Raw genomic sequence first — 19,057 nt, 5'->3', positions numbered from 1 at the left:
CAGAAGCGCTGATAGCGATGGCCGAACTCACCCGCGGCGGCGCCTGCCCCGAACTGCCCTGGCCGTAACCCACCCACAAGAACGTCAGGAGATCCCGCGCCAGGCCTCTTTCACGGTTCCTCTCCGTTTATTGTTTCCGACTGCATCCAGCAACTGGTCTGAGTGCTTCTACCCACGCAGTTCACTGAGGATATACCAGCTCTAGTGAAACCGCGTGTGGACAGCCAACATAACACCTCGCGTTCAATCTGGCTGCGCGTGGGCCGCCGAGGTCGCCGTCGTTCTGATCTGAACCTGTTCGGGGGTGCCCGCCGGGATCGGTGCGATCGTCTGCAAAGATGAGCCGCAGCTAGGGCCACAGTTGGCGCTTCGCGGACGACGACGAAATTTGAGTTCGCTTCCCAACTTGTTCTTTCAAGAAGATATATGAATACCACGAATCTGAATTGTGCGCTGATTACCGTGCTCAAATTTGCGGACATCATCGACGGATGACGGCTAACGATCATCAAGCCGTTCGGCGAACCTCTCGTCGGCCAAGACGGTAAGAGCGCCACGATCGAATCGGCTTCGGCGCAAGGGAATCAGATCAGACGGTTGTAGAGATCCGCTATCGGGCAGGCGCAGAGCCTATGAGGACTACTGCCATATCCTCAGCCCCACACTCATCTACGGACCCCATGGCACCGAGGACGAACTTGCCGACCTGCCTGAGGTTAACGGGGAGACTGTACCCGGAAACAGTAAGGTCGCTACTTACACGTACGACGAGGCCACACCGCAACCCTCCGAGGCCACCCTAACGGCCAGGATTGGACTCGGGTCCGGTTCGTGGAACGGCGATCTCGCCTCATACATCGCCAAACAATAGGTACACAACCGACTAGACTAGAGACCAGCGAAGGCGTAAGTGGAGTGAGGTAAGGAGCGGAGGGCCACTGGACGCATCGAAGAGATCAGCGATAGCGCCGTCGCCGGGTCACCAGTGCGTTCCGGCGCGGGCCACACGCACTGGCCAACTCTGACGCCGAACAAGTTCGCCACCGCGGCTGACCAATAAAGTGGACCACCGGAGGTCTGTTAGGCAAACCTAATGCTCTCAGTCTCACCACTGCCGTCGAAGTCGGTCTCAACACGGTCGTCGTCCCAGGTACTCAGTCTCAACAATCTCCGATAGCGGCTGCTGCTGCAGCAGCAGCATGTCGACGATATTCCCCAGTGGGATCACCCACGGTGACGACTTCTTCTGCGAAGGGGGGATGGCGACGCCGTGGTGGTTGAGAATGAGCGTTCCGAGCTGACGGTTGAGGGTCGCCGTCCAGTGCTGGGCTTCAAAGGTGAGGACAGGGTTCGGCTGCACCTGGATTGCCTCTCTCATGGGTCCGGACGGCTGCGGAGACACTGGATAGTACGCAGAGCTGCTCGACGACAGGCATGAAACGCATTGCCCCGTGCGACGACCCGAGTTCCTGGCGAGCTCGCTTCGGACGGCGAGTTGCGTCGCGAACTGTCACCGCCCACCGCAGTTCGCCCGCGCCGGGATGGCGAGCGACGGCCCGCGGACTCACAGCTGTGTGTGCCGACGTGTCGAGCCGGGGTATCCAGGAGGGCTGGTGTCAGATCGGCGCGGGCCGCGACCGTTGCGAGCGTTCCGCGGAACGCTCAGCCGACCGCTCCGCCCTCGCCCCAAGACGCGGTGCCCTTCGGCCGGTGACTCGTGTCGGTGAGGATCGCAGCGGTGGAAGCGCCCGATTGACCATGCGGGCCGAGAAACAATCTGCTAAAGATCTAGCATGTCTACTATCGGAATAGCAGAGCTGAGTCATCGCGGATCAGAACTGGTCAGGATGGTGGAGCAGGACGGGGCCGAGTTCGATCTGACCAGGCAGGGCCGGGACACCGGCGTGGTGCTCACCAGAAAGAGTCGGCTCAGGTCGACGCCAACTGCCAAGGTGGTCGATCTGGCGGCCGTGCTGTCGGGGAACGGGCTCGACGAGAAACAGATTCAGGCGAGGTTGGACGAAATAGACCTGGGTCGGGACGAGTCAGGTGCCGTTGGGTGATGTTGATTCACCTCGACACCAATGTCCTCATACGAGGGTTGCCGGCCGGAGCGGTGCTCGCAGACGACGACGACACCCAGATCAGCTCCATCGTGTACGCCGAGTTCCTGGAAGGACTCAACAGTTCCGATGTCGGCGTGGTGATTTCCACACAAAAGCAACAGGCGCGAATCGATGCGCTGTACCACGGTGGAGTGCCGTTCGATGGAGACACGGCAAGGCTGTACCAGGTGATTTCAGGGGTCGTCAGCAAATCTGGTCAAACCAACAGAAGGCGGCGTATCGACTTGATGATCGCGGCGACGGCGATCCAGCATTCCGCGGCTCTGGCCACGTACAACGCCGCGGACTTCGCCGGCCTGGGTGATGCCTTGCAGGTGATAGACCTGAGTTCGGCAAACGGGTCGTTGTGAGTGGAGCACCGCTTCGCCGCACCGATCCGCCTTGTCATTCGCATCAAAGGAGACGCGTGCCGAGGGAGTGAGAGCGTCGTACTGACTGCAAGGCACCTCGGTCCATACCGGGATGTACAGCGTCATCGTTGTTGTGTCCAGTGTCCGTTCTCGAGAGTGAAGGTTCCAGCGAGGTCTGCGGTCAGCAGACCGGACACGACATCACGTGTAGGGTCAGCCACAACGACTGAGCCGGGAACACCTCGGGGTATGCGGACAGGCATCTCCCTGGTGTGCAGAGGACCCGGCGACGGGAGAACCATGGACCGGCGTTCCTTTTTGAAGCTGTCGGGTGCAGCCATGGCAACGGCCGGTGTGTCCGGCGCCGGGCTTCAGGCCGCGGGTCGAGCACGGGCACTCCCTCCCCGCTACGGCACCTACGAACGGATCGTCCCCGAGATCTTCCGTCCTGTTCCGGCGCCTCGTCACCACTCGGAAGCAATCGTGATCGGCAGCGGCTTCGGTGGGGCTGTGAGCGCGCTGCGCTTGGCCGAATCCGGTATCCAGACAACAGTTCTCGAGCGAGGATCGCGCTGGCCACATGATCCGCGGCGGGCGATCTTCGGCTTCGACGGACGCATGATGTGGCATGTGCATCGGTCCATCGCCGAGGGGTCACTGGATTCAACGCTAGCGGGTCCCGCGTACACACAAACTCTGGCTTCGGCGGCGGTGATCGATGATTTCGGTGGGATCTTCGAGTTCAGCTGGCACCGCAACGCCGCCATTCTCTGCGGGGCGGCGGTCGGTGGTGGATCGGTGGTCTACCTGGGAATCACCGTTGCCTCCGAACGCATCCCCTTCGACGAGGTGTTCGCCGGAACGGTCGATTACGACGAGATGGTGCGGGTCTGGTACCCGAAGGCACTCGCCGGTCTGGCGGCCTCCGTCGTCCCGGCGGATGTGTACCGTGACAGCGCATTCCGCAATCATCGCGACTTCGTGCGCCTGGCAACCAGGGCCGGATATCGACCCCGCGCAGTGGCGGGCAACTGGCGCTGGAACGTGGTGCGCGACGAGATCGCCGGACGTGCCGCACCCATGGCGACGACCGGCGCCATCGCGAGCTCCAACGGCTCCCTCAATTCGCTGGACTTCAGCTACCTGCGGCGAGCCGAGGCCACCGGAAACGCGACCATCCATCCTCGCCATCAGGTGAACGCTATTCACGTCGAACGCTCCGGCCGCTATGTCCTCGACGTCGACTACGTCAGTCCCTACGGCGACATCCTCGCCCGGCGCACACTCACCACCGATCGACTGGTCCTCGCCGCCGGATGTCTGGGGACCAATCGACTCCTGGTGGCCGCCCGAGACACCGGAGCGCTACCGAATCTCAACGAACACATCGGAACCGGGTGGGGTAACAACGGGGCCGGCACCATCGAGGTCGAGATCGGCGGCGCCCGCACGCCTCAGCCGTCGATCGGTGGGCAGGGCTTCTTCGACACCGACGGGCCCTACGCCCGGGCCGTCGTCAACGGCACCGCCTCGCAAGGTCCACTGGACGCGCTGACCGCCGCAACGAGTGAGTCGGTCATCAAGATGGGGATCACGTCCGTCGACCACTCGCGCGGCGCCTTCACCTACCGCCGCGACACCGGCCGGGTGATCCTCGACTGGCCGGCCGCAGGCCACACCGACGTCGTCGCCAACTGCCTGCGCATCGGACGTCGGCTGGCCGAGCGATCAGATCTACCGGTGAATGGCGTTGCCTACGAGCGTGACACGACGTGGGCGCACTGCATGGGCGGCGCGACGCTGGGTACCGCCTGCGATGAGTACGGCCGCGTCAAGGGCTACCGCAACCTCTACGTCAATGACGGCGCGATGATGCCCGGATCGGCGGGAGCATCCAACCCGTCGTTGACGATCACCGCGGTGGCCGAACGCAACATGGCCGCCATCATCGCGGCGGGTGGATGATGCCGGCGCTCAACCTGATGCGAGAACGCTTCGCCCACGCACGAATTGGCCGACTGGCGACGGTCACGTCCACCGGCGCGGCGCATGTGGTGCCATTCGTGTTCGCGCTCTCCGACGAGACAATCTATAGCTGCATTGACCACAAACCCAAGCGCACCAACAGGTTACGACGACTGACCAACATCGAGGCGAACCCTGCGGTATCGATCCTGGTGGATCACTACTCCGACACCTGGGACGAGCTGTGGTGGGTCCGCGTCGATGGGATCGCAAGTGTCATCGACGCCCAGGATCCGCAGGGTGTGCACGGCATCGATGTGCTCGCCGAGAAGTATCGGCACTACCGCGATCGACGGCCCACCGGACCCGTGGTGGCCGTTCGCGATCTGAGCTGGCATGCGTGGTCGGCGCGCGACGAGCTCTCGACGTGACCGCGACCCTCGAGCGTTTCGCCCGCGGTCCGGTGGCCGCGGCCGCCGCCGCTCAGGCCGTCGTGCTGACCATCAGCTCCTTCGGTTACGACTATCAGCGCGACGAGCTGTACTACCGGATGCTCCGACCCGCCTGGGGCTACGTCGATCAACCTCCGCTCACGCCGGCCATCGCGCGGATGACCCTGCATCTGGCCGACGCGGAGTGGGCGCTGCGCATCCCCGCGACGCTGGCGTCGGCGCTGTCGGTGGTCGTCCTGGCGATGATCACCTGGCGGCTCGGCGGGGGACGGGTCGCTCAGACGCTGGCCGCGTGGGGGTACGCCACCGCGATGATGCCGCTGATGCTCGGCCATGTCCTGTTCACCTCGACCATCGATCTGCTGCTGATCCTGCTGGTGGTGTACGCCCTGCTGGTGGCGGTGCAAGGCCACCACCGCTGGTGGATCGTGGCCGGTCTGATCGCGGGTCTGACCACCTACAACCGGTGGTTGGTCGTGATCGTGGTCGGCGGCCTGATCTTCGGTCTGCTGCTGCTGGGGCCGCGGCGGGCGTTCCGAACACCGTGGCCCTACCTCGGCGGCGTCGTCGCGGTGATCGTGGGACTGCCGAATCTGCTCTACCAGGCGCACCACGGCTGGCCGCAGCTCGAGATGGGTGCGGCACTCGGCGCGGAGAACGGCGCCGACGTCCGCGGTGGTTTCGTGCTGATGCTGATCGTGCTGCTCGGTCCACCACTGGTGGCGGTCTGGGGTACCGGAGTCGTGTGGCTACTGCGCTCGGACCGACGTCACGTCGACGGCTGGCTCGTGGTCGGTTGTGCCGTCCTGTTGGTGTTCACCTTCATCGGCGGTGCGCAGCCGCACTATCCGGTGCACCTGCTGTCGGTGATGTACGCCGCCGGGTGTGTGCCCGTGGCAGCGTGGTTGTCGGGCAACCGATTCCGGAGGCGCCTGCTGATCGTCGTCGTCGCCGTCAACGCCGCGGTGTCAATCGTGCTGGCGTTGCCGGTCATCCCGCTGCGCGTTGTCGGTCACACCCCGGTGGTCGACGCCGGGCCATTGGTGGCCGACCAGATCGGATGGTCCCAATACGTGGCGCAGATCGCCGGGATCTACCAGGACCTGCCGGCGCCGCGGCCGCCGATCCTGGCCTCCAACTACGGGGAGGCCGGAGCACTCGCCCGCTACGGTCCCGCCTACGGTCTGCCCGAGCCGTACTCCGGGCACAACGCGCTCTACGACCAGCGCGCCCTTCCCGAAGACACCGACGCCGTCCTGGTCATCGGCGGCCAAGTGCGCAGGGCCACATATCTATTCAGTTCATGCACCACGCTCGCACACCTCGACAACGGGCTCGGCGTCGACAACGACGAGCAGGGGCAGCCCATAGCCCTCTGCGAGCATCCGAACGACCCGCAACAGCTGTGGCCGGCACTGCGACACCTGGACTGATGCCCGCCGGGGACACGAATCGCGTCGCCGACGTTCGGCAACCCCAGAGAACCGAATAAGCACAGTTTCTGCGCGTTGCGGGCTGAACTGTGGCACCCCGCTCTCTGTGGCGTGTCAGGTCACCAGGGTGACGTGGCCGTCGATCCGCAGAAGTGGACGCCCGGCCGAATGAGTTGTGCGACGTCTGGACTATCCCATGGCCAATCGCAGGCCTGTGGCACTGCGAGTCGCGCGAAGTGCGGGCGTGAAACTGTCCTCCTTCTCGTCTGAACCCGATACCGTCAACGATGTTCGGGGACGATCGATCACGGAGATGACGACATGGATACTCGATCCGACGTGGCAACACCGAAGGCCCCGGGCATCGATGTCCGACGTCACGACGCGGTGATCTTCGGCGTCGCCCGCCTGGCGCCCGATCGTGATGCGAGCGAACAGCTTTCACGCCATCCGGAAGCGGTCGAACTCCTCCGGCGCATTCGTGGCGCGGGTATGGCCCTCGATCTCGTCGTCATCGAGCACAATGAGCCGGTAGACGAGATCGTCGACCCGCTCCTCGACGCCGCCCACCGCCTCGGGGTGTTTCCGGCGCGGACGGTCTTCGTCGACACCACCGGCATGGTCACCGACGCCGGTCATCGAGCAGGCTTCGATCTCGTCATCGCGCTCCACGAGGCCGGTACCGCGCCGCACCACGAGAGTGCCGATGCGGTGGTCGACAGCCTCGCTCACATCGAGGTCCGCTCCGGATTCGACCGGGTGTCGCGCATCCCCGAGGCGCTCACCTCCCGCTATCAGCTGACCGCGCGGGTCCGTAACCGGATGCCGGTGGTCGTGATCGATCTCGATGCGCTCACCGTGAGGTCGAGCGCGGACCCGAGCGGTCCGTCGGCAACCGCCGTCGAACTCGCCGACGGCATGCGCGAACAGCTCATCCGGGTCGCCCACTTCTGCCCGATCGCTGTGGTCGGCGACGGGGGTGTCAATGACCTGCGCACCCGGGTCGGCGTCGACGGCATCTGGTACGCGGGCGTCGACGGGCGTCACCTGGTGGCGCCCGACGCTGCAGACCAGATCGCTCCGTCGGGGCCCTGGGACCGGGGGCGCACCCTCGGTCTGCTGCTCGACGAGCTCGGCGATGGTGACACCACGCTCCCGATCTACGTCGGCGCCGGCCTCGCCGACGAGGCCGCCTTCGACGCGCTGCCGACTGACTCGATCGGCATCGCCGTCGGAGCTTCCGAGGGCGACCGCCGCTCTGCCGCCGAGTTCTCGGTCGCCGATCCCGACGGCGTACGGGAACTGCTGCGACGGCTCGCCGACCTGCTGGGTTCTGCCACGGATAATGTTGCCGCACCCAGTGATCCGTGGACGGTAACCTACCTCGGGTACGATCCGGCCGCCGAACCGCTGCGAGAAGCGTTGTGCAGCATCGGTAACGGGGTGTTCGCGACACGCGGCGCGGCGCCCGAATCCCGCGCCGACGACATACACTGTCCGGGTACCTACGCCGCCGGTGTCTTCAACCGGCTCCACGACCGCATCGACGGGCACGCCATCGACAACGAGAGCATCGTCAACCTGCCCAACTGGCTGTCACTGACTTTCCGCATCGATGACGGCGACTGGTTCGACATCGACCGCGCCGACCTTCTCGACTACCGGCAGGACCTCGATGTGCGACGAGCCATCCTCACCCGCCGCTTCCGGTTCCGCGACCACGCCGGACGCGTCACCGAGGTCTCCGAAAGACGTTTCGTGGCAATGCATATGCCGCACGCCTGCGCGCTGGAGACGACGATCATCCCGCGCGGATGGTCGGGCCGAATCGAATTCCGGTCCCTGCTCGACGGCGCCGTCATCAACGCACTCGTACCTCGCTACCGTGACCTCGCGAGCACCCATCTCGAGACGGTGCGGGCCGCCGAACTGTCTGCCGATTCGGTGGCGTTGTCGGTGCAGACCAACCAGTCTCGGATCACCGTGGCGATGTCGGCCCGAAACATGGCGTGGCGCAACCATGACACGCCCACCGGTGAGTACCGTCCGGTGCACGAGAGCGCCGGTGACGGTGAGCGGATCGGCCACGACATCGGTGTGGACGCGCGCGACGGCGAGCCGGTCACGCTGGAGAAACTGGTGACGGTGTTCACCGGTCGTGACCCGGCGATCTCCGAGCCGTCGGATGAGGCCGCCCGGTGGCTCGACCGACTGGGCCGATTCGACGAGGTACTCGACGGGCACGTACTCCGCTGGGGCACCCTGTGGGACCGGTTCGACATCGCCTTCGACGGCCGTCCGGACGTCCTGCGCATCATCCGCTTCCACCTGCTGCACGTCCTGCAGACGTTGTCGCCCAACACCACCGAACTCGACGTCGGGGTGCCGGCCCGCGGGCTGAACGGTGAAGCGTATCGCGGCCACATCTTCTGGGACGAGATGTTCGTGTTCCCGGTGCTGAACCTGCGGATACCGACTCTGACCCGTTCGCTGTTGCGTTACCGCTACCTGCGGATGCGCGAAGCGCAGGCGTCGGCACTCGCGGCCGGGCATGCCGGTGCGATGTTCCCGTGGCAGTCGGCCAGTGACGGCCGTGAGGAAAGCCAACAGCTGCACCTCAATCCGGATTCCGGGCGCTGGAATCCCGATCCGAGCGCCCGGCAGATCCACATCGGCATCGCCGTCGCCTACAACGTCTGGCAGTACTATCAGGTCACCGGTGACCTCGAGTTCCTCGTCGACTACGGCGCCGAGATGCTGATCGAAATCGCCCGCTACTACGCCAGTCTCGCCACTTTCGACGACTCCCGTGGCCGGTATGTGATCCGCGGGGTGATCGGTCCCGACGAGTTCCACGGCGGGTACCCGGACCGGCCGTACGACGGCGTCGACAACAATGCCTACACCAATGTCATGTCGGTGTGGGTGCTGCGGCGCGCGGAAGAGGTTCTCGCCCTGCTGTCATTGCAGGTTCGCGGCGACCTGACCCAGCGGCTGGGTCTGCACGTGAAGGAGACCGCACGCTGGCAGGACATCACCCGCCGCATGGTCGTCGGGTTCCACGACGGCGTCATCAGCCAGTTCGAGGGCTATGAGGCTCTGGCAGAACTGGATTGGGATGCCTACCGCGACAAGTACGGCACCATCGCACGATTGGACCGCATCCTGGAGGCCGAAGGTGACGACGTCAACGCCTACCGGGCGTCCAAACAGGCCGACGTCCTGATGCTGTTCTATCTCCTGTCCGCGAGCGAGCTACGAGACCTGTTCGAACGCTTGGGATATGAACTCACCGATGAGACCGTCGGCCGCACCGTCGACTACTACATGGCGCGCACGTCGCACGGTTCGACGCTCAGCAGGCTGGTGCATTCCGGAGTCCTCGCTCGCACCGATCGCGACGGGGCGATGGAGTTCTTCGACGACGTGCTGCGCTCGGACATCGACGACATCCAGGGGGGCACCACCCAGGAGGGTATCCACCTGGCTGCGATGGCCGGGAGTGTTGATCTGCTGCAGCGCAGTTTCACCGGTCTGGAAACCCGCGGCAATCGGTTGATCCTGCGGCCGCATTGGCCGGATGCGCTGGGTGCCGGGGAGTTTGCGATGTTCTACCGCGGACATCGTCTGCGGCTACGCGTCAGCGGCCGCGACGTCCGGGTAAGCGCAGCCCCGGGAGCGTCCGCACCGATCCAGGTGGAATGTCGTGGACACGTGGCGGAATTGCGGGCCGGTGGCGTGGTGCGGTTGGGATGACCCCGTCTGCGGCAGCACCGAAGTCTGCGCTGAGACGGCGGTGCGGCCTCGACGGGGCATCGCCCTCGGGTCGTCGTGACCGCGGAGTTGTGCTGTCGTGAGCAGGTGGAGCGGTAGCCTGACGTCGTGGCCTCGGATGAAACGCTGGATGCCGACACTTCTCACCGGCGCGTCGGTCTGGTCCTGTCCCTTGCGCTGGGTCTCATCGAATCGGGTTACCCGACATCGGATGCACTGGTCCTGGCGCATCGCTGTGCTCGGTCGATCGGGTTGGCCGGGACCGTGATCATCGACCAGGGTCGAGCGCTGGTGGTGGAGTTCCCGTTCCGGGATGGTCAGTCGGTGGTTCGGGTGGGTGAGATGGCGTCGCTCGGCGGTATCGACTGTCGTCGGATGAAGCGTATCGGTGATCTGGCCGAGCAGGTCATTGCGGGCCGACTACCCGCCGACGCGATGTCGCAGCGACTCGCTGACATCCGTCGGCAACCCGGGCCACGACAGTGGGTCATCACGGCGGGAATGGCCGTGCTCGCCTTCGCCATCGCCCTTCAGGTCGGGGTCAATGTCACGGCTTCCGTGGTGGCCGCCATCGTTCAGGTGGTGGTCTCCGCTCTGGGATTCCTGGCGGCGCGTTTCGGTGTTCGCACCATCTTCGTCAGGGCCGCGCAGGCGATCCTGGCGGCCTGCGGCGTCGCGTTGGCCCACGTCATCGGTGTGCTGTCGTGGTTCGAGGCCGTGGCGTGTGTCGGGGTTCCGTGGATGTTGTTGATTCCATTGCCGGTTCTCGTGTCGATGGTCGTCGACGCGGTGAACGACCTGTATAGTGCGGCGGTGGCCAGGGCGTTCGTCGTCGTGATCGCCACCGGCGGTGTGGCACTGGGCGCGTATGCGGTCGTCGATGTCGGCTCGCGACTGGAATTGACGGCACCCGGTGATCTCAGTCTGCCGACGCTTCCGTTGACGTTGGCGCTCCTGTTCTCGGTGATCGGTGCGGTGGCCAACGCTCTGGCGAATGGTGGCGAGGCGGATCTGTTGATCCCGGCAGCGGTGCTGGGGCTTGTCACCGCCGTCGTCAACCAGTCCCTGGTGCGGGGTGCCGGTATCGGGTCCACCGCGGCAACGGTGTGCGCGTCCATCGTCTTGGGTGTCGTCTCGGCGCTGTGGGCCAAGCACAGCCCCTACCCCAGTGCAGTGCTGTCGCTCATGGGAATCACCGGTGCGCTGATCCCCGGGTTGACGGTGTATCTGGGAATCGTGCGCACAGTGTTCGGGCAATCGGGCACCGGGGCATATGTCACCGCACTGGTCACCGGCGCCGGGATCGCGGTCGGTGTCGCGTTGGGCGGCCTGGTGGTCAATGCCCGGCGACCGGTCGCCGTGGACACGACGCAAGAGGGCAGCGGTCCCGGACCGACCGTCACGGGAACAGGAACCCGGCGATGGTGGCGTCGACCATCCGGGCGACCGGGAAGACCGACGGATCGTTGACAAAGCGCTGGTTCTGAAACACCACGACGAACCGCCGTCCGGTCGAATTCTCCTGCACGATAAGCGCTTCGGAGGCCACCGAGAAGCCGGCGTTGACCGGGCCGAGACCGATCTTGCTGTGCAGGGTGACGTACTCGACCGTCGTGTCCCGGTTGAGGAACAGGTGCAGATTGATGACGGCACGTTGCAGCAGGTCGAGCATTGCCGCATCGCTGCCCGGGTCCACCAACTCCGAATCGGCCAGCAGGGTGCACAGTTTCGCCATCTGATATGCGCTCGCGCCTTGGGCGGTCGGGCCGTCGTTGCTGCACGGAATCCGTTGCGGCGGGTACCCGATGCCGAAGTCGCCGCACAGCCACAGTCCCAGGTCGGTGTCCGCGTCGAAGAAGTTCGCCTCGGATGCGGCTCCGGTGACGTACCCGAAGCCCAGGCGCTGGATGCATCGGCCGGCGGAGGCGTTGTCGCCGAGAGCAATCGCGGAAAACAGGTCGTTCCAGAAGGTCTGGGAGAAGTTCACGGTGTTGGAGGACGGGTCGTGGTCGAAGACCTGATCGTACTTGGGAAGCAGGTGCAGGTCGGCCAGACCGGCGAGCCGCGGCAGACGGTTGGTCCGGATCACATCGTCGAAGCCGTCGTGCAGCAACTGGAACGCGTCGGCCGGCGCCGTCGCGGCGAGCAGATCGTTGCTCGCCTTGCGCAACTCGAAGGCGCCGTACATCGCCACCACCTTCAGCATGCTGGCCGAGTAGCACTCGATGAACTCGAGCCGGCCCGCATATCCGCGGGTGCCGTCCGGATTGAGGTCGACGATCGCGACCGGCGCCGCAGTCGGTGGGTTGAGGGTGGTGGCCATCGCAGTGTCCAATGCCTGCTGCAGCGCCGAGTCGTGAACCAGGGGATCGGTTTTCGCGTCGGGAAAGGGAAGCATCGGCAGTCCTTGTCGTGGTGTCCAGAAGGATGTGATGTCTAGAAGGCGATGCCGACGGAGTCGGCCGCCCCGATCAACGCACCGTCGGTCACCATCTGGGTGGCGAATCCGGAGATCGCACCGTCCGGCGGTGAACCGATCGTGACGATGCGGCTGTACTCGATTCCCTTCTGGGTGAGGATGCCTACCACCTCGTCGTTGTCGTTGACGATCAGCGACCCACTGTCGCCGGGTTTGCAGAAGACGGGTGCGTTGAGGTCGCGCGCCCAGATCTCAAAGCTGTTGGCCGGGGTACCGCGCCCCAACGGGGCCAGCCCGATGCCGCTGACCGTGCCCAGCGTCAGGTCCGTCGTCCGCCCGCGCTTGCGGACCCGGTCGCCCACCTCGGCGCGGGCCATGCCGCCGACCCTGCCGATGTCGGCGATCGTGGCGTCGAATCCGACGCCGTCGTGGGCAGCGAAGACGGCGATGTCGGTCGACGCCTGCCACCGGTAGAGCCGCCCGACTTCTCGGGTGCTGTCGGGCTGGTAGATCGGATCACCCTGGAGGGCTTGTTGATCGCTCTCGGCGATCACGTGGGCGCAGGTGACACCGACGACACCACCGAACAGCGTGTCGGAGGCGAACCCGCCGAGGGTGCCCGCGCCGTGCTGGATCAGCGCGCCACCGTGGGCCGCGTGAATGGTGATGCCGCCGAGCAGCGGGTCGTGTGGCGCGGTGTCGAGCAGGGGTGTCAGCTCGCGCTCGACGACACTCACCGGGAATCCGGCGCCGGCGATGAGGCCGTCGAGCCCGGCGGGTATCCGGTCGATATCGGCGACCATGACGCGGATGACGAGGTCATCGGTGAGTTCCCCGTCGTCGGTCCGCAAGCCGACGTCGACGGCGAGGAGTCCGGGAAGGAAGGGCAGCGCCCCCCGGAGGACGGCGGCGAGGGCGTCCTTGGCGTCGAGCATGTCCTGGCTGACGTCCATGGCCGTCTCCTCAGTCTGTCCGTGGTGGCGCGCCGACATCTCGGCGGCTGACGGCTATCGAGTGTGCCGGAGCCGGCGCGGAACCGAACGAGTAGTGGACTACCCCAACGGGGTCGGTCTCGGCACGGGCGAGCGTTGCATCCGCTGAGACGAACGGGTGGTTTCATGACGACCGTTGATCCCATCGCACCCGCGGACATGCACGCACCCCGTCGGGTCCGATCCGCGGAAGGTCGCGGTCGTCGCAACGGCCGGCTGCTGAAGATCTACATGAATCTGCGTGAACCCACCCCCGCCGAACTCGACACCATCGGGCGGCGGATGATGATGCGACGAGCCCGCGGCGGCTCTGGTCCGCGCCACGCGGGCGCCACGAAAATCACCCGAGCGGGTCGGCGTGACGCAGTTCCGTGGCGCACTCGCCGGCGGCGTGCCCACCGATGCACCGCCGGCGCTGCGCGAGTTCTTCGCCACCGTCGAGGCCACCCCGGACTGGGTCGACCGAGAACTGTGCGAGAAGGGCGCCGGGGTGTACCGACGCCCTTCCGATCAATCGGGCCGACCTCGCCGCCAACCTCGGCCTGTTCAGCGGAACGCTGCTGATGGGTGTGCGCGCACTCGGTGTCCCGGTCGTCGATGAGGACTCCCGCGCGCTGATGCATCTCTGGAAGTACGTCGGCCGGCTGATCGAAGTCGACGAGGACTGGCTCTTTCGACGAGGAAATGGCGCAACACCAGTTCAGCTACGCGATCCTGCCGGCGCAGGGAGAGGTCACCGACGCCGGAGCCGAATTGACCACCGCCCTGGTGAACGCACAAAAGGCCCTGCACTACAAGAGATTCCCCGCGGCGTCGGGAAGCCATGCGCGTCTGCGACCCCTGAGCATGCTTCAAGGTTCTCTGGTGTCCGCGGGATGGGGGATCTGGGGCAGCCGCTCACGTTGCCGTGGGCAATCGGGACCGCATGGGTACGAAACACGGTGAACTACCGGGTCATTGGTCGAACCCCGTGGGCGTGCGGTATCTCGAACTCCTGGGGGAGCGGTCGAGCAGACGGGCCCGCTACCGTCACTTCGGTGACGACGCGCGGAGGCCGGTGCGCCGACCATCGGTAGCCCGCGGGCTTCGGCAGACTCATGTTGGGGTACAACACTATTCGTATGACAGTGTTGTAAGGCAACGGGATTCGATGATCCCGTCCAAATATCCGGGTCCGATGGGTGCGCCGAATGACGTGAGACCGGCGCCGGCGGCATCCGCAAGGGACGAAAGTACGCAGGTCAGAGGACCTTCTGACGAAGTGTGGCGCACCGGTGTCCGGGTGGTCTGCTCGGGCTGCGACGCTCGTTCGTCGAGCGTATTCTTCACTACGTGAGCAAGCTCAGTCCGGCCATTTCCGCATTGAAGGCGGCGCACTGGCAGCATTGCCTGGCGCCGCATCTCCTCGACGGGGAGGTGATCGTCGCGTTCGTCTCGGCGCATCGTCTCAAGCCCACCGTCGAGGGTGTGGCCGTGACCAATGCCCGGGTCCTCGGTTTCCACACCGCCGCTCCGTCGCGACGCGACGTGATCACGATGGCGGTTGCGGCCGACGAGATCGCCGACGTGGAATTGGTCTCCGCACATATGGTTCCGACTCTGACGATCCGCACGACGGGCACGCCGCTGTGCTTCGGTGAATTCCACCGTGAGGAGATGGATTTCCTCACCTACTTCCTCGATACCCTGCGGCACGACGGCGTCGATGAGGCGGTGCGCCCGGAACTCGACCGGTGGCGATCCGACACGCAGCAGTCCGCCGGCGCCCGCGCCCGCCGACGCGAGCAGCGTCGCGTCCCCGTCTACGGCGAGCCCATGACGTCCGCGCAGTGGGTTGCCATCGAGCGGTCAATCGGCTCCGACGAGTACCCGTGGATGATCCTCAACTGCGGACGCCACGGCCAGTTGGCAGCCTTTGCCGACCGGATCGTCATCCGAAAGACCGGCCGCACCACCGATCTACCCGTCGGTGAGCATCTGGAGGTCATCCCGTTCACCGACATCGTGGATGTCACCTATCGCTGCGGTGCCCTGTCCGGTGTGCTGGAGGTCGCCACCAAGGCATGCCCGGCGATCTACGGCGAAGGGTTCTGGCCATCGGTGGTGTCCGACCACACCGAGGCGTTGCCCAATGTGCTTCGCGTGCCCAAGGCGTATTACCAAGGCGCGCAGGACAGTATCGATAAACTCCGGCAGTACGTCCACACCGGTCAGGGCGCGGGGAGCCGGGCGGCCTCGGCGCGCTGAGTCTTTCGACGGTCCGATTCACGACGGCGGGTGCGAACGCTGTGACATCGAAAGTCGCTTCGGTCGCCACCCTCGCAACGGGTACGGACGCAGGTTCGTGACTACGGGTTGCTGGAGTCCGCTCTGGCCCGACCTCGCACCACCGTGTTCGGTGCGGATGCCTACCCAGGTGTTCACGTCAAGGCGGCCGCGCTCCCGCACTCCCTGACCCGTAATCTTGCGCTCGTCGACGGGAGCAAACGAACGGGCTGGATCGCTTGCCTCACGTTCCGAAGATCGCCGCGTGCCGGTTCACCGACCGATGGTCGATGCGGCGGCCGCTACCGCCCGACACGTCATCACGCCGGGAACGTTCGTCGCAGGCACTGCGGTCGCAAGGGCCACATCGTCCTCCCGCGGGTCCTCTCGGGTGAGGTGGGACGTCGGCGACTTGAGTGAGCCGAGAAGATCTGCGCGAGCCGAACTGACCCGCGCGAGCTGCTCAGGAGCGGTAAACGAATCGTCCGGGCCGCACGCCGGAGTGATCCAGGGAGCCGCACCGAGCCCATGGATGCGACGATGAAGGGCGATGAACACCCCACTGCCGCCCGTACCCGACGACATCCGACTGGTGGTCTCCGACATGGACGGCACCCTGCTCGACGGCGCCAAACAGATCCCGGAGACGCTGTGGCCCCTGCTCGACGAACTCGGCCGCCGCGGCATCGTGTTCAGTCCGGCCAGCGGTCGGCAGGCGGCCACGCTGCTGCATCAACTCGGGCATGCGGTGCCGGGCCTGGTGGTCATCGCCGAGAACGGATCGGTGGTGGCCCGTGACGGCGAGAAGCTTCGCGTGGCACCCCTTGACGGCGACGTCGCGACGGCGGTGCTGGCCCGGGCCCGTGAATTGTCCGCGTCGGGTGTCGACCTCGGCGTCGTCCTGTGCGGGCCCGATGGTTCCTTCGTCGAACGCTCCGATGAGAAGTTCCTCGAACAGGTCGAGCCCTACTACTTCGCCAACCAGATCGTCGACGATCTCACCGCGGTGGAGGCCGAACTCGTCAAGGTCGCAGTCTTCGACTTCGATGGCATCGAGGCGGTGACCGCCCCGGCCATCATGTCGGTAGGCGGGGCCAAGGAGGTCGTGGTGTCCGGGCACCACTGGCTCGACGTGATGGCGCCCGGCGTCGACAAGGCCGTCGCCGTCCGCGCGATCCAGGACCGTCTCGACATCACCCCCGCGCAGACCATGGTCTTCGGTGATTACCTCAACGACCTCGCCATGCTCGGCACCGCCGACTGGTCGTACGCCATGGCCAACGCACACCCCGACATCCTCGCAGCGGCACGGTTTGTGGCGCCGTCGAATGAGGAGAACGGGGTGGTGCGCACGGTGCGGTCGGCGCTGGGGTTGCCGGATATCGGGTGAGCCGGTCCCCGGCCGCGCTCACGCCGTGAACTCCGGTCGTCGACGGATCAGCGTCCGGTAGATGACCGCGCCGAACAGTGCCGACTGGATGATCTCGTCGGGGAGGTAGGCGTCGATGTCGAGGGGGTCGCAGATGGTGCCGTCGGTGAGATGGTCGAGCAGAACCGGCGACAGACTGTCGATGGTGAGTTGAAACCGTTCGCCGCCGAGGTCGGTGACGGCCAGGGTCCCTTCACCATCCCAGGAGTCGATGCGGGCCCAGTGGGTGATGCCGCATCCCTCCGCGGCCTCGATCAGGAGTCGGCGTCCGAACAAGCGTGACATCGGGACGCCGTCGACGGCCCCGTACCGCGGCCAGCGCCTCCCGGTAAGGCACCCGATGCTCAGGGGCATGACGCCGCGCCGCGCGCTTCTCGGCGGATCGTTCGGTCATCTCGGATCGCTCTCGGTGCGATTCCCGCGTCCACCACATCGCACTGAGGTCATCACTTACGAGAGTCGTCGCCCCGAAGGGTGTATCGGATCGTTCCTGGCCCTGCTGTTGTGGCCGGCGGAGCCCGCCGAGGAGGCTCGTCTGATCGATATGGTGATCAACACCGTCGGGGTGCGCCGGATGAGCTGATTCCGGGCGAACTGATTCCGGACTGATTCAGATGAGGCCCAGCGTCTCATCCAGCCAGTCGAACATGCGCTGCTCGGTGAGCGCCCGTGCCATCGGTTGGCAATGCCAACTCGCCCCTTCGGCGGCGGTGAACGCCACCACGGTGGTGTCAGCCCCGGACATCGCGGCGAGTTGTTCGGACTGCCCCGGCCAGAACTGCTCGGCCTCCGGCGCCGTGATCAGCATCGGCGTCCGGATCTGTGCCGCGACATCCGGTGTAAGCGTGTACTGTGCAACAGCTTTCATCGTTGCGGCATAGGTCTCCTGACCGTAGGGGCGGGCGCGCCAGTCCCACATCCGCTGGGTGGCCTTGCTGGCCTTCAGCCCGATCGACATCATCTGATCGAACTGGTGATCCTTGCCCTCGGCGAGCATCGACTGCAGTGCGTGCGGCAGATTCGCCAGCCAGGACGCCTCCACCTGAACGACGCCGGGGTCGGCGATTGCGGCGGCATAGCGATGGTCGAAGGAGATCGCTCGTGGCACCCAGTAGCCGGCCTGGCTGATGCCGTAGACCGCCAGCCGGTCGGCGTCGACACCACGCAACCCGACGACGACGTCGGTCACCGGGGTCAGCACCGCCTCCCAATCGGGCCGGAAGGTCATGCCCTGCTCGAACAGCATCGACTGCTGGCCCGGTCCGTCGAACATCACCACGCGATAGCCGCGTCGGAGCGCGCCCTGCGCGGCGGCCGACCACTGGCCCGACACCGCCCCGTCGCTCCCGTTGACCATCACCAGCGTGGGACGCCGATCGTCGTCGCCGGCGTCCTCGGGTGACAGGTACCAGCCTGGCAGTGTGGTGCCCTCGTAGGGGATGGAGAGTCGCTGTGCGACAAACGGACCGAGATCGATGAACTTCTCCCACGCCGCGCGATGCGCGGCGAAGACGGGCATCCGCTCGGCGTCGTCGGCGATACCGTCCAGCGCGTCGAACGCCACCGACAGATAGGTCGCGGCGCGGAGGTAGCTCATCGCGGCGCTGAACCGGTGCCCGCGATCGGCCACGGCGGCGGCCTCGGTGGCCAGTCGCGTGCCCAGGCGGTGCCACGCGTCGTACCAGTCGCGGTCGTGACCGTCGCCGATGCCGTCGATGGTGGTGAGGACCTCGCCTGCATCGGTCGCGCCGGAGGTGGCGTAGCCGAGCAGGATGCGGACGGAGTAGTCGCGGCCGGCGTCGGAGTAGAAGCCATGGGAGTAGGCGGTGTGCGGTGCGTGGGGGAGGTGCAT

Annotated in this window: 16 protein-coding genes and 1 pseudogene; 12 read left to right on the top strand and 5 right to left on the bottom strand. The window is 65.8% G+C overall.

Annotated elements, in window-relative coordinates:
* Positions 1-1,129 precede the first annotated feature (1,129 nt).
* Positions 1,130-1,378 carry a hypothetical protein gene (locus tag ACWDPV_RS21175; RefSeq protein WP_449744538.1) on the bottom strand — a complete coding sequence of 83 codons (249 nt, stop codon included), beginning with the start codon at positions 1,376-1,378 and terminating at the stop codon, positions 1,130-1,132.
* Positions 1,379-1,793: 415 nt separating this feature from the next.
* On the opposite strand from ACWDPV_RS21175, the gene ACWDPV_RS21170 reads away from it, so the two are divergent.
* The 7 genes from ACWDPV_RS21170 to ACWDPV_RS21140 all read left to right on the top strand — a co-directional run bounded on the left by ACWDPV_RS21170 (position 1,794) and on the right by ACWDPV_RS21140 (position 11,570).
* A complete protein-coding gene (locus tag ACWDPV_RS21170) occupies positions 1,794-2,063 on the top strand; it encodes a hypothetical protein (protein ID WP_449744537.1) in 270 nt (89 codons plus the stop codon).
* Complete coding sequence (locus ACWDPV_RS21165) at positions 2,063-2,476, top strand: PIN domain-containing protein (RefSeq protein WP_449744543.1); 414 nt, start codon at positions 2,063-2,065, stop codon at positions 2,474-2,476. The genes ACWDPV_RS21170 and ACWDPV_RS21165 overlap by 1 nt, the downstream gene beginning before the upstream one ends.
* A 339-nt stretch (positions 2,477-2,815) precedes the next feature.
* A complete protein-coding gene (locus ACWDPV_RS21160) occupies positions 2,816-4,441 on the top strand; it encodes a GMC oxidoreductase (RefSeq protein ID WP_449744536.1) in 1,626 nt (541 codons plus the stop codon).
* Positions 4,438-4,872: a TIGR03668 family PPOX class F420-dependent oxidoreductase gene (locus tag ACWDPV_RS21155; RefSeq protein ID WP_449744535.1), complete on the top strand. Its 435-nt coding sequence runs from the start codon at positions 4,438-4,440 to the stop codon at positions 4,870-4,872. Before ACWDPV_RS21160 ends, ACWDPV_RS21155 begins: the two co-directional genes overlap by 4 nt.
* Positions 4,869-6,326 (top strand): glycosyltransferase family 39 protein, encoded by a 1,458-nt coding sequence (locus tag ACWDPV_RS21150; protein ID WP_449744534.1) that lies wholly within the window; start codon positions 4,869-4,871, stop codon positions 6,324-6,326. The genes ACWDPV_RS21155 and ACWDPV_RS21150 overlap by 4 nt, the downstream gene beginning before the upstream one ends.
* Before the next feature lie 321 nt (positions 6,327-6,647).
* The gene (locus ACWDPV_RS21145) at positions 6,648-10,082 is read left to right on the top strand and encodes a glycosyl hydrolase family 65 protein (protein WP_449744533.1); all 3,435 of its coding nucleotides are present in this window, start codon (positions 6,648-6,650) and stop codon (positions 10,080-10,082) included.
* Between the two features lie 126 nt (positions 10,083-10,208).
* Positions 10,209-11,570, top strand: a complete 1,362-nt coding sequence (locus ACWDPV_RS21140) for a threonine/serine exporter family protein (protein WP_449744532.1) — start codon at positions 10,209-10,211, stop codon at positions 11,568-11,570.
* On the opposite strand, the gene ACWDPV_RS21135 is transcribed toward ACWDPV_RS21140, so the two are convergent.
* Together ACWDPV_RS21135 and ACWDPV_RS21130 are read right to left on the bottom strand one after the other, a co-directional pair.
* Complete coding sequence (locus ACWDPV_RS21135) at positions 11,500-12,498, bottom strand: hypothetical protein (RefSeq protein WP_449744531.1); 999 nt, start codon at positions 12,496-12,498, stop codon at positions 11,500-11,502. The genes ACWDPV_RS21140 and ACWDPV_RS21135 overlap by 71 nt on opposite strands.
* Before the next feature lie 38 nt (positions 12,499-12,536).
* The gene (locus ACWDPV_RS21130; RefSeq protein WP_348806070.1) at positions 12,537-13,472 is read right to left on the bottom strand and encodes a S1 family peptidase; all 936 of its coding nucleotides are present in this window, start codon (positions 13,470-13,472) and stop codon (positions 12,537-12,539) included.
* A 723-nt stretch (positions 13,473-14,195) separates the two neighbouring features.
* On the opposite strand from ACWDPV_RS21130, the gene ACWDPV_RS21125 reads away from it, so the two are divergent.
* The 4 genes and pseudogenes from ACWDPV_RS21125 (at position 14,196) to ACWDPV_RS21110 (ending at position 17,166) form a co-directional block, all read left to right on the top strand.
* Entirely contained in the window at positions 14,196-14,456 is a 261-nt protein-coding gene (locus ACWDPV_RS21125; RefSeq protein WP_348806069.1) for a hypothetical protein, read from the top strand.
* A 387-nt stretch (positions 14,457-14,843) separates the two neighbouring features.
* A complete protein-coding gene (locus tag ACWDPV_RS21120) occupies positions 14,844-15,758 on the top strand; it encodes a hypothetical protein (protein ID WP_449744530.1) in 915 nt (304 codons plus the stop codon).
* Between the two features lie 93 nt (positions 15,759-15,851).
* Positions 15,852-16,028 (top strand): annotated as a pseudogene (locus ACWDPV_RS21115) (type II toxin-antitoxin system death-on-curing family toxin); the annotation flags it as partial.
* A gap of 298 nt (positions 16,029-16,326) precedes the next feature.
* Positions 16,327-17,166, top strand: coding sequence for a Cof-type HAD-IIB family hydrolase (locus ACWDPV_RS21110; protein ID WP_449744529.1), 840 nt, complete (start codon positions 16,327-16,329; stop codon positions 17,164-17,166).
* Between the two features lie 18 nt (positions 17,167-17,184).
* On the opposite strand, the gene ACWDPV_RS21105 is transcribed toward ACWDPV_RS21110, so the two are convergent.
* A complete protein-coding gene (locus tag ACWDPV_RS21105) occupies positions 17,185-17,490 on the bottom strand; it encodes a hypothetical protein (RefSeq protein ID WP_348806066.1) in 306 nt (101 codons plus the stop codon).
* Positions 17,491-17,557: 67 nt separating this feature from the next.
* Between ACWDPV_RS21105 and ACWDPV_RS21100 the strand changes: the two genes are divergently transcribed.
* Positions 17,558-17,788 (top strand): hypothetical protein, encoded by a 231-nt coding sequence (locus ACWDPV_RS21100; RefSeq protein ID WP_348806065.1) that lies wholly within the window; start codon positions 17,558-17,560, stop codon positions 17,786-17,788.
* A gap of 27 nt (positions 17,789-17,815) precedes the next feature.
* On the opposite strand, the gene ACWDPV_RS21095 is transcribed toward ACWDPV_RS21100, so the two are convergent.
* Positions 17,816-19,057, bottom strand: a complete 1,242-nt coding sequence (locus ACWDPV_RS21095) for an alpha/beta hydrolase family protein (RefSeq protein ID WP_348806063.1) — start codon at positions 19,055-19,057, stop codon at positions 17,816-17,818.

The sequence above is a fragment of the Gordonia sp. NPDC003504 genome, from assembly GCF_053587995.1.
This window is presented reverse-complemented; position numbering and strand designations above follow the sequence as displayed.

Excerpts from the sequence above, each read along its gene's own strand:
- ACWDPV_RS21110 (WP_449744529.1), top strand. The coding sequence starts at position 16,327 with ATGAACACCCCACTGCCGCCCGTACCCGACGACATCCGACTGGTGGTC.
- ACWDPV_RS21095 (WP_348806063.1), bottom strand. The coding sequence starts at position 19,057 with ATGCACCTCCCCCACGCACCGCACACCGCCTACTCCCATGGCTTCTAC.
- ACWDPV_RS21145 (WP_449744533.1), top strand. The coding sequence starts at position 6,648 with ATGGATACTCGATCCGACGTGGCAACACCGAAGGCCCCGGGCATCGAT.
- ACWDPV_RS21105 (WP_348806066.1), bottom strand. The coding sequence starts at position 17,490 with ATGTCACGCTTGTTCGGACGCCGACTCCTGATCGAGGCCGCGGAGGGA.
- ACWDPV_RS21165 (WP_449744543.1), top strand. The coding sequence starts at position 2,063 with ATGTTGATTCACCTCGACACCAATGTCCTCATACGAGGGTTGCCGGCC.
- ACWDPV_RS21130 (WP_348806070.1), bottom strand. The coding sequence starts at position 13,472 with ATGGACGTCAGCCAGGACATGCTCGACGCCAAGGACGCCCTCGCCGCC.
- ACWDPV_RS21100 (WP_348806065.1), top strand. The coding sequence starts at position 17,558 with ATGACGCCGCGCCGCGCGCTTCTCGGCGGATCGTTCGGTCATCTCGGA.
- ACWDPV_RS21125 (WP_348806069.1), top strand. The coding sequence starts at position 14,196 with ATGGCGCAACACCAGTTCAGCTACGCGATCCTGCCGGCGCAGGGAGAG.
- ACWDPV_RS21155 (WP_449744535.1), top strand. The coding sequence starts at position 4,438 with ATGATGCCGGCGCTCAACCTGATGCGAGAACGCTTCGCCCACGCACGA.
- ACWDPV_RS21170 (WP_449744537.1), top strand. The coding sequence starts at position 1,794 with ATGTCTACTATCGGAATAGCAGAGCTGAGTCATCGCGGATCAGAACTG.
- ACWDPV_RS21135 (WP_449744531.1), bottom strand. The coding sequence starts at position 12,498 with ATGCTTCCCTTTCCCGACGCGAAAACCGATCCCCTGGTTCACGACTCG.
- ACWDPV_RS21160 (WP_449744536.1), top strand. The coding sequence starts at position 2,816 with ATGGCAACGGCCGGTGTGTCCGGCGCCGGGCTTCAGGCCGCGGGTCGA.
- ACWDPV_RS21175 (WP_449744538.1), bottom strand. The coding sequence starts at position 1,378 with ATGAGAGAGGCAATCCAGGTGCAGCCGAACCCTGTCCTCACCTTTGAA.